Annotated in this window: 9 protein-coding genes; 5 read left to right on the top strand and 4 right to left on the bottom strand. The window is 73.3% G+C overall.

Annotation, left to right across the window (positions count from 1 at the left end):
- The coding region (locus ACFT41_RS31435; protein ID WP_377614092.1) for a copper resistance protein CopC at positions 1-456 on the top strand (456 nt) is incomplete at its 5' end.
- A gap of 79 nt (positions 457-535) precedes the next feature.
- Here ACFT41_RS31435 and ACFT41_RS31430 read toward each other — a convergent pair.
- The gene (locus ACFT41_RS31430; RefSeq protein WP_377589931.1) at positions 536-1411 is read right to left on the bottom strand and encodes an SDR family NAD(P)-dependent oxidoreductase; all 876 of its coding nucleotides are present in this window, start codon (positions 1409-1411) and stop codon (positions 536-538) included.
- A 25-nt stretch (positions 1412-1436) separates the two neighbouring features.
- Positions 1437-2036: a carboxymuconolactone decarboxylase family protein gene (locus ACFT41_RS31425; protein ID WP_377589930.1), complete on the bottom strand. Its 600-nt coding sequence runs from the start codon at positions 2034-2036 to the stop codon at positions 1437-1439.
- A gap of 326 nt (positions 2037-2362) precedes the next feature.
- Here ACFT41_RS31425 and ACFT41_RS31420 point away from each other — a divergent pair, with 326 nt between their 5' ends.
- Positions 2363-3433, top strand: a complete 1071-nt coding sequence (locus ACFT41_RS31420; protein ID WP_377589929.1) for a carboxymuconolactone decarboxylase family protein — start codon at positions 2363-2365, stop codon at positions 3431-3433.
- 495 nt (positions 3434-3928) lie between these two features.
- Complete coding sequence (locus tag ACFT41_RS31415; protein WP_377589928.1) at positions 3929-4669, top strand: helix-turn-helix transcriptional regulator; 741 nt, start codon at positions 3929-3931, stop codon at positions 4667-4669.
- 207 nt (positions 4670-4876) lie between these two features.
- Here the strand turns inward: ACFT41_RS31415 and ACFT41_RS31410 are convergent, their stop codons facing one another.
- Complete coding sequence (locus ACFT41_RS31410) at positions 4877-5578, bottom strand: maleylpyruvate isomerase family mycothiol-dependent enzyme (protein WP_377589927.1); 702 nt, start codon at positions 5576-5578, stop codon at positions 4877-4879.
- Positions 5575-6666 carry an NAD-dependent epimerase/dehydratase family protein gene (locus tag ACFT41_RS31405; protein ID WP_377589926.1) on the bottom strand — a complete coding sequence of 364 codons (1092 nt, stop codon included), beginning with the start codon at positions 6664-6666 and terminating at the stop codon, positions 5575-5577. Before ACFT41_RS31405 ends, ACFT41_RS31410 begins: the two co-directional genes overlap by 4 nt.
- A gap of 233 nt (positions 6667-6899) precedes the next feature.
- Here ACFT41_RS31405 and ACFT41_RS31400 point away from each other — a divergent pair, with 233 nt between their 5' ends.
- The gene (locus ACFT41_RS31400) at positions 6900-7886 is read left to right on the top strand and encodes a DUF1702 family protein (RefSeq protein WP_377589925.1); all 987 of its coding nucleotides are present in this window, start codon (positions 6900-6902) and stop codon (positions 7884-7886) included.
- Positions 7883-9250, top strand: a complete 1368-nt coding sequence (locus ACFT41_RS31395; protein WP_377589924.1) for a cytochrome P450 — start codon at positions 7883-7885, stop codon at positions 9248-9250. Before ACFT41_RS31400 ends, ACFT41_RS31395 begins: the two co-directional genes overlap by 4 nt.
- The last annotated feature ends 277 nt before the right edge of the window (positions 9251-9527 follow it).

Raw genomic sequence — 9527 nt, 5'->3', positions numbered from 1 at the left:
GTGCTCACCACCGCGCCGGCCGAGGTGACCCTGGGCTTCGGCGCCGGTGTCGACGAGGGGGAGTCGCACGTCGCGGTGCTCGACGCCGCGGGGAAGCGGCTCACCGACGCCGAGCCGACCCGCGTCGGGTCCAGCCGGCTGCGGCTGCCGCTGCGCGCCGACGCGGCCGGCGACTACACGGTCGCCTACCACGTCACCTTCGCCGACGGCACGACCAGCACCGGGGCGTACCGGTTCAGCGTCGGCACCGGCGTCGCTCCGGCCCCGCTGGACGACGCCGCGCGCCAGGCCAGCACCGACGTGGTGGTCGACGGGCACGGGCACGGCATCGACGGCTTCAGCGCCTTCCTGCTGTTCGTCGACGGCGCGGTCCTGGTCGTGGTCGTCGCCCTGCTGTGGCTGCGCCCGCGCGGCGGGCGGGCGAGGGCCCTGCGCATCGACGAATCCCGGACCTGACGGGCGACCTCACGTGACGGCACCCCGGGCAACGCGCAGCGGCGCCGACGAGATCCGTCGGCGCCGCTCGTGCGGGCGGTCAGGGGATGGGGAAGAACGCGCGGACGAACTTCTCCCACCCGCGCTCACCGATGAGCGCCCGCATCTTCGGCAGCAGGCGCGGCGGCATGCCGAGCCGGTAGCGGATGCGCGGGTTCGGGGTGGAGACCGCCGTCTCGAGGACCTTCGCGACGTTCTCGGCCCGGACGGCGATCTTGCCGCGCAGCGGCGGGTTGTCGCTGAGCCGGTACGCCTGGTGCCAGTCGACGAAGTGCTCCCAGAAGTCCCGGTACAACGCGGGGTTGTCGTGGGAGTCCATGCCCAGGTCGGCGACGCTGTCGGGGACGAAGCCGCCCAGGATCGGGGACGGCTGGAGCACCACCACCTTGATGCCGAACGGGGCGACCTCCAGGCGCAGGGAGTCGCTGATGGCCTCCAACGCGTGCTTGGTGGCCTGGTAGTAGCCCCGGCCCGGGGTGGCGAACATGCCGAAGATCGACGACATCATGATGATCCGGCCGCCGCCCTGCTCCCGCATGCCGGGCAGGACCATCTGGGTGAGCCGGCACAGCCCGAAGACGTTCGTCTCGAACTGGGCGCGGACCTCGTCCATCGGGGTCTCGCCGATGGTGCCGTTGAGGCTGTACGCGGCGTTGTTGATCAGAGTGCCGACCGCCCCGTGCTCGTCGGTGATCCGCTTGACCGCGGCGGCCATCGACTCCTCGTCGTTGACGTCGAGATAGAGCACCGTGATGCCCTCGTCGGCCAGGTCGGCCAGGGCCTCCACGTTGCGTCCGGTGGCGTAGACCGGCCAGCCGGCCCGGTGCAGCCGCAGTGCGGTGGCCTTGCCGCTGCCCGAGGACATGCCGGTGCCCGACGAGGCGCCGGTCAGCAGGATGGCGCGTGACTGGGTCATGATGGCGTCCCTTCCCGGCCGGAGGTCACTCGTCGCCCAGGCGCGCGATGCGGCTGCGGTCGACCGACGAGCCCAGCCCGGTGGCGTCGACCAGCCGGTTGATGAACGCGAACAGGCAGGCGCAGAAGACCGCCTCCAGCATCTCGGCGTCGCTCCAGCCGGCGGCGGCGGCCTGTTCCCAGTCCGCGTCGGTGATCTTGTATGCGCCGGTGCTCACCTTCGTCACCAGCCGCATGAGCGGCATGGTGCGCTCGTCGACGGGGAGGTCCTCGACGCTGTCGGCATCCGACACCGCCTCCAGCAGCTCGTCGCTGCCGCCGAACTGGCTCAGGAACCAGCTGTGCGTCCCGACGCAGTACGGGCAGCCGTTCAGCTTGGACGTCCAGGCCGAGATCAGCTCCTTGAGCTGTCGGGGCAGCGTGTCCCCGCCGAAGACGCCGCCGTAGCCGGCGAGCACCACCGCGAGCAGCCGCGGATTGGTGGAGGTGAGCCGGAACATGTCGGGTACGAATGGCAACCCGGTGACCGCCTTGATTTCTTCGTAGAGTTCGGCGGTGCGGCCCTGCGCCTGATCCTCGTCAATCAGCGGGACTCTGATTCCCGGCTGTTTGGTCGTCGTTTCCATGAGCCATCTCCTCGTTGCTCGGGCGATCTGAGGCCAGGCGAGCGACGGTGCGTTCCACGACGAAGGAGGGCCGCTGTCGGCGCTGGCCGCAGCAATCTCCGACGGGGCTGCGGGGCGACACGGAAACGCTGGCGACGGCGGTCGGGCAGCGATTCCGCTGGCCCATGATGGCACGTCGTCGCAGCTCCGGTGCTCTCCCAGGTTGCCTACTGCGGGAACTGTCCTGCGGTTGAACCGACGGCGCGGTTGGACCGTACTGCCTACTGGCTGAAGGCACTTTTCGCCGATAACCTGTTTTCAATTCACAGAGATGGATGAGGTACGTGATGCCGGCAAGTGTTCTGCGACCGGTGCTGGGCGCGCTCGGGTTGACGCAGATCCGGTACGTCGACGCGGTGCGTCGCGGGCGGGCCAGCGGCCTGGTGGCCGAGGTGTACAGGCAGGTGGAAAGGGACTTCGGTGTGCTCGCTCCACCGGTGGCCCTGCACGCCCCGGCGCCGGAGGTGTTGGCCGCCGCGTGGGTGCTGCTGCGGGAGACGCTGATCGTTCCCGGGGCCGCCTCGCGCGCGGCCAAGGAGGCGGTGGCCACCGCGATCTCGCTGGGCAACACCTGCCCGTACTGCGCGACCATCCACAACAACGCGCTGGGGTTGCTCACCGGCGTCGGTGTCGGCGTGGACGGCCACGCCCGACCCGGGCCGGAGCTCGGGGCCGGCGCGGCGGAGTTGGAGGGGATCGTCGGCTGGGCGATGGCGGCCGGCGGCAACCGGCCGCCGCAGCGGCCGCCGTTCCCCGCCGCCCAGACGCCGGAACTGGTCGGGGTGGCGGTGCTGCTGCACTACCTCAACCGGGTGGTGAACGTGTTCCTGCGCGACGTGCCGTTGCCGCCCCGGGTGCCGGAGGTCGCGCTGCCCATGGTGCTGCGGGTGCTCGGCTGGGCCATGATGAGCGCGTCGCGCCGCCCCCACGGGCCGGGCCTCTCGCTGGACCTGCTACCGGCCGCGCCGCTGCCGGCGGACCTGTCCTGGGCGGCCGGCAGCCCGACGATCGCGGAGGCGTTCGGCCGGGCCTGCGCCGCGATCGAGGAGGCGGGCCGGCGTTCGGTGCCCGAGGCGGTCCGCGACCTGGTGCTGGTCAACCTGGTCGGCTGGCACGGGGGTCCGCGGGGGATCAGCCGGGCCTGGGTGGAGGGGTTGGTCGAGGGGCTCCCCGAAACCCAGCGGCCCGTCGCCCGGCTGGCCCTGCTGGTCGCCTTCGCGTCCTACCAGGTGGACCCGGCGGTCGTGCAGGGCTGTCGGCTGGTCGGCGTGGAGGACCGGACGCTGGTGGAGATCTCCGCCTGGTCGGCGATGGCCGCGGCCCGGTGGCTGGGCGGCCAGCTCACGGCCCCGCGCTGATCAACTTCGGACAGGGCTCGCATCGCCGGCCAATTCGGATAATCGCTGTGTCTGTCAGTTTAAATCGCCTCGCCGCCCGTGGGAACATTCGTAAGTCCCGTATTGATTGATCTCCATGCATGGTATCGTCCTACTCCATCCGGACCACTTAGGACACGCACAGTAAGCGCGGCCCGATACCTTTCGGTCCGCACTTGCGCCACCCGACCAGGCCGGTGGACTGGCATTTCTCCACAATTCAAACCGGGCGGTCGAACACCTGTTCCGCTACGGTGCGACACCGATGTTCGTGGCGACCCTGGTTAGGGCCACGTCGCCGGTCGTGGGAGCGACCCCCACGACCGGCGAACCCGGTAAACGGGCATACCGTGCCCGGAGCGGCCGGAGTGTCCCCAACGTGTTCACCGAATGGAGTGATTGGCCGTGCACAACGCCGTCGAAAGAGCCATCTCGATCATGTGGGATCGTTACCACGAACCCCTGTCACTCGATGCAATGGCCGATTCAGCCTTTCTCAGCCGCTTTTACTTCTCTCGGCTGTTCCGGTCCAAGACGGGCACCTCGCCGGGGCGTTTCCTGACCGCGATCCGGCTCTACAAGGCCAAGAACCTACTGCTCGAGACCGACATGAGCGTCACCGACATCGCCTACGCCGTCGGCTACAACAGCCTGGGAACCTTCATCAGCCGGTTCACCCGCAGCGTGGGCATCTCGCCGGCCCGCTACCGCTGGCTCGCCGAGAACGGCATCCCGCAGCTGTCCCGCACCCGCACGACCGGCCCACGCCGCCGGGCCACCATCTCCGGACGCCTCGTCCTGCCCCCGGTCGACGTGCCGGTCAAGGTCTACGTCGGCGTCTTCGACAGCCCCATTGTGCAAGGGCTGCCGGCCTCCTGCGACATCCTGGAGGCCTCCGGCGAGTACGTGCTGCGCGACGTGCCGGAGGGCGAATGGTACCTGCGCGCCGCGGCGATCGCGCTCGGTGACATCGCGGCCCGTCCGTCCATGCGCCGCCCCATCGCCGTCGGCGCGCACAACGCGCTCACCGTGGCCGCCGGCGTCAACCTCACGGTGGACCTGGAGCTGCACCACACCGGTGTGTTCGACCTGCCCATCCTGATCGCGCTGCCCGAACTGGACAGCACCGACCCCGCCAGCCGCACCAGGCGCGGCTTGACCCGCAACGACCGGCGTACCGCCCGGCCGTCGCGGGTGCTGCACCGGACCACGTCGTGACCGCCGCCCCCGGGCGGTGGCGACCCCGGACCCCGGGCCCCGGCCCGGCGCGACGGGGCCGCGGACCGGGCGGCGCGGCCGCCACCGGGGGATGAGGGCGCGCGCCGAACGGGACCCGGCGACGCACCCAGACGAATCCCCCTCGGAAGAAGGCGGCGGGCCGGTGCTACGGGGCACCGGCCGGCAGCCGGCAGGGGTGCGGGAGGCTCAGTGTGCGGAGCCGGCGACGGGCGAGGGCGGCACCTGGAACGGCCCCCAGGTGAACGCCGGCAGCCAGCGCCCCGGATCGGCGCTCCACCGCAGCGACCGGATCTGCGCCGCGCTGCGGCGGCCGGCCAGCGACAGATAGACCTCGTGCCAGGGGCCCGCCACGCTCACCGCCGGCTCGCCCGTCCCCGCCACGACCCGCCCGTGCTCGGTCCGCACCGCCAGCGGCGGCAGGCCGTGGCCGTCGAGTGAGGCGGACAACCCCTTCAGCAGGACGCCGGAGGCCACCGGCAGCGCCGGATGGTCGACCGGCGGCGCGACGCCCAGCGCCTGACGCAGGTCCAGCTCGTGGGTGAACGCGTCCATCACCAGGATGTGCCCGTCCATCGAGCCTGGGCCGGCGAGGAACTCCTCCACCGGCCCGCTCAGCCGCCCCCACTCGGCGAGCAGCTCCGGCAGCCCGCCGTCGGGTGTCGCGCCGGTGACGGAGCCGGTGACCCGGCCGTGCACCCGCGCACAGATCTCCACCAGGTGCGCGACGAGCTCCCGTACCGTCCATTCCGGACAGTGCGCCACGGGCAGGGCATCGGCGCCGGGCGGTGCCTCGGCGAGCAGCTGCGCCGTCGCCTCCCGTACCTGACGGTAGGCCGCGACGGCCGGGGCCCCGGACGGGCGGGACGGGTGCGGTTCGACGATGGTCACGGTCGTTCCTCCTTCCGCGGCGACGCCGCGGCTTCGACGGAAACCGCCGCGGGCGCGGCGGGAACGACAGGTGCGCCGGGCCGGCCGGCCTGGGCAGCGGTGAGCCGCCCCGTACGGTGCAGCCAGCGCACGGTGTCGACGAGCGTCTCGCCGATCGGCCGGGGCGCCGGTCCCGCCGACCGGGCCACGTCCTGCGGGCGGGCGTCGGCGGCGCACACGTAGCACGCCCCGTACTCGGCCGGGATGTGCCACGGCCACACCCGCTGCACCAGGTCCGTGGCGTAGGCGAAGGGCAGCATCGCCCGGGCCGGCAGGAACAGCGTGGGCAGCCGGCGGCCGGTCGCCTCGCGTACGGCCCGCACGTAGTCGCGGGTGCTCAGGTAGCGGCCCGGACCGAGGTGCCGCCCGCCGTCCTCGGCCGGCGCGGTGGCCAGCTCCGCGAGTAGCGCGGCCGTGTCCCGGACGTCGCCGACCGGGAAGCCGCCCGTGGGCCACATCGGCATCAGGCCGCGCAGCACGTTGCGCAGCCGGGCGTTCTGGTCGCCGAGCTTCGGGTCGTGCGGCCCGAGCAGCGCGGGCGGGTAGGCGATCACCACCGGGTCGCCGTGCGCCTGGTGGCCCCGGGCGACCCGCTCCGCGGCGGCCTTGCTCGCCAGGTACGTCTCCCGGGCCGTCGTCGGCGGCGACTGCGGGCCCACCGTCCCGGCCGCCGACGGCTCCAGCGCGCCGAACGTCGACACGTGCACCGAGCGCCCCACCCCGAGCCGGCGGGCCGCTGCCAGCACCACCTCGGTGCCCCGCGCGTTGGTCCGCCGGGTGGCCCCGTGCCACCGGCTGTCGAACGAGTAGACCGAGGCGGCGTGCACCAGCGCGTCAACGCCACGAACCGCGCGGGCCACCGCCGTCTCGTCGACGACGTCGCCGTCGACGACCTGCACCGCGTCGTCCGGCACCGACAGCGGGGACAACGCCGGGGCGACCCGGAACCGATCGCGGGCCAGCACCCGCACCCGGTGCCCGGCCGCAAGGAGCGCCGCCACCGTGTGCGCGCCGACGAAGCCCGTACCACCCGTCACGAGCACCAACATCGCGAGCTCCTCTCCGCCCGCGACCGGCGCGGGGCCGCGCGGCGCGACGCCGCCGCCGAGGTGGCGGGCGGCTCGATCGTGTCCCGCGCGGCGGCGGCGCACTACTCCCAACGTGCCGTTGTCCCGGCCGCTCCGCCCCAGGTCAGAGGGCAATCGGGAAGTGGCTGCGGGCGTCGGGCGACCGGGAGGATGGGGCAGTTGGATCGTCGAATTTGGATGAATGGGAGCAGCAGGTGGCCGGCACCATCAGGGCGCTCAGGCGCCGCGTCCTCACCCCCGACGTCAAGGAGACCCTCGTCTCCACCCGAGGGTTCCACGACAAGGGCCCGGAGGCCCGCACCATCCTGGAGACGGTCGGCTCGTCGTTCCTGACCGGGCTCTCCTCGGCCGCCGGCGCCCGCCGGGTGACCGACGTCGACACCGACCTCGCCGTGCTGCCGACCCGCTTCCAGGGGTTCGCCTACGAGGGCGCGGCCATGGGCTTCGCGCTGGTCGACGCGCTCACCCCGGGCACCCCCCGGCGCAGCGCCGAGTTCCTCGCCGGCACTGGCGACCGGCACGTCTACATGGCGTACGTCGGGATCGGCTGGGCCCTGGCGCGGCTGCCGAGGTTCCTGTGGCGGCGGGCCCTGGCGGCGGCCACCGATCCGCTGCTGCGCTGGCTCGTGCACGACGGTTACGGCTTCCACCAGGCCTACTTCCACACCGCCGAGTACGTGCACGGCCAGCGCGCCGTGACCGACTTCCCGTGGCCACCCGAGGGCCCCACCGCGTATGCCGCCCGCGCCATCGACCAGGGCATCGGCCGGGCCACCTGGTTCGTCGCCGGCTGCGACCCGACCGTCGCCGCCGACCTGATCGACCGGTTCCCGGCGGCGCGGCACGAGGACCTCTACAGCGGGGCCGGGCTCGCGGCGACGTACGCCGGCGGGTGCACCGCCGACGAGCTGCGGCTGTTCCTGGCCCGATCGGGCGAGCACGCCCCGTTCGTCGCCCAGGCCAGCGCGTTCGCCGCCCAGGCCCGGATCCGGGCGGGGCTGCTGGTGCCGCACACGGAGCTGGCCACCCAGGTCTTCTGCCGGGCCTCGGCCGCCGACGCGGGACGGGTCACCGACGAGCTGATCCCCGCCGGCCCGGACGCCTCCGGCCAGCCCGCGTACGAGGTGTGGCGGCGCGCCGTGGCCGCGCGGTTCCGGGCCGACGCCCGGGTGCAGCCGTGACCGCGATCGCCGACCCCAGCCGGCTGCGCCCGCCGGGCCCCTCGCCCTGGACCGCACCGGTGCTGCTCGGGCGGATGGCCCGCAACCGGCTGGACGTCATGCGGGCGGTCGCCGCCCGGCACGGCGACGCGGTCCGGCTGCCGCTGGGGCCGAAGACACTCTGGTTCTTCAACCACCCCGACCACGCCAAGCACGTGCTGGCCGAGAACCCGAGCAACTACCACAAGGGCATCGGACTGGTGCACGCCCGCCGTACCCTCGGCGACGGCCTGCTCACCAGCGAGGGCGCGCTGTGGACCAAGCAGCGCAAGGTGATCCAGCCGGTCTTCCAGGCCCGCCGGATCGCCCGCCAGGCCGACGCGGTCGCCGAGGAGTCGGTGCGGATGGCCGCCCGGCTGCAACGCGCGGTCGGCGCCGGCCCCGTCGACATCCGCCACGAGATGACCGAGCTGACCCTCGGCGTGCTGGGCCGCACGCTGCTCGACGCCGACCTCGGCGAGTTCGGCGGGATCGGCGCGGCGTTCGAGGCGGTGCAGGACCAGGCGATCTTCGAGATGATGTCGCTGGGCGCCGTGCCGCCCTGGGTGCCGCTGCCCCGGCAGCGACGCTTCCGCCGGGCCCGCGCCGAGCTCCAGGAGATCGTCGACCGGCTGGTGGCGCACCGGCGGGCCCAGCCCGGCGGCATCGCCGGCCGCGACGACGTGGTGTCCCGGCTGATCGAGTCGACCAGCCGCGAGACCGACCCCCGGGTGGCACGGCAGCGGATGCGCGACGAGCTCGTCACCCTGCTGCTGGCCGGGCACGAGACCACCGCCAGCACCCTGACCTGGACCTTCTACCTGCTCGACCGGCACCACGAGGTGTGGGAGCGGATGCACGCCGAGGCCGTCGAGGTGCTCGGCGACCGCAACCCGGTGTACGAGGACCTGCACCGGCTGCGGTACACCGCGATGGTGGTCGACGAGGTGATGCGGCTGTACCCGCCGGTGTGGCTGCTGCCCCGCATCGCCCAGGGCGAGGACGTCGTTGGCGGCTGGCACGTGCCCGCCGGCGCGGACGTCGTGCTCTGCCCGTACACCCTGCACCGGCACCCGGAGTTCTGGCCCGACCCGGACCGCTTCGACCCGGACCGCTTCGACCCGGACCGGCGCACCGACCGGCCGCGGTACGCCTACATCCCGTTCGGCGCCGGCCCGCGTTTCTGCGTCGGCAACAACCTCGGGCTGATGGAGGCGGTGTTCGTCCTCGCCTGCGTGACCCGGCAGCTGCGGCTGTCGCTGCAACCCGGCTACCAGGTGGTGCCGGAGCCGATGCTGACCCTGCGGGTCCGCGGCGGCCTGCCGATGCACGTCCACGAGGCCTGACCCGCCCCCTGCCTGCGACCCTGGCGCAACCGGTGCTCCCCGGCCGGTTGCGCCTCGTCGTGTCCGGCGCTTCGTCCGCGTGTCCGGTGCCCCGTCTGTGCGGGCAGCTCCACAGGGGGCGCGGTAGGCGTGTGCGGGCCGGTAGACGTGTGGGCCGCGGGCCGGGTCGGGCCACGCCGGGGCCACCGTCCCAGCCGGTGCCCACCGCCCCTGTGGAGCTGCCCCGCCCGTGCGCCCGGCAACGGCGACGGCCGGGCGACCACGCGGGGTGCGTGGC

It is taken from the genome of Micromonospora sp. NPDC057141, assembly GCF_042670805.1.
Lineage (GTDB): Bacteria > Actinomycetota > Actinomycetes > Mycobacteriales > Micromonosporaceae > Micromonospora.
The sequence above is the reverse complement of the archived record's forward strand: the minus strand, read 5'-3'. Positions and strand labels throughout refer to the sequence as shown.

What these genes read in the sequence shown, in the direction of transcription:
- ACFT41_RS31430 (WP_377589931.1), bottom strand. Translation starts at nt 1,411, where the DNA reads ATGACCCAGTCACGCGCCATCCTGCTGACCGGCGCCTCGTCGGGCACC.
- ACFT41_RS31425 (WP_377589930.1), bottom strand. Translation starts at nt 2,036, where the DNA reads ATGGAAACGACGACCAAACAGCCGGGAATCAGAGTCCCGCTGATTGAC.
- ACFT41_RS31420 (WP_377589929.1), top strand. Translation starts at nt 2,363, where the DNA reads ATGCCGGCAAGTGTTCTGCGACCGGTGCTGGGCGCGCTCGGGTTGACG.
- ACFT41_RS31415 (WP_377589928.1), top strand. Translation starts at nt 3,929, where the DNA reads ATGGCCGATTCAGCCTTTCTCAGCCGCTTTTACTTCTCTCGGCTGTTC.
- ACFT41_RS31405 (WP_377589926.1), bottom strand. Translation starts at nt 6,666, where the DNA reads ATGTTGGTGCTCGTGACGGGTGGTACGGGCTTCGTCGGCGCGCACACG.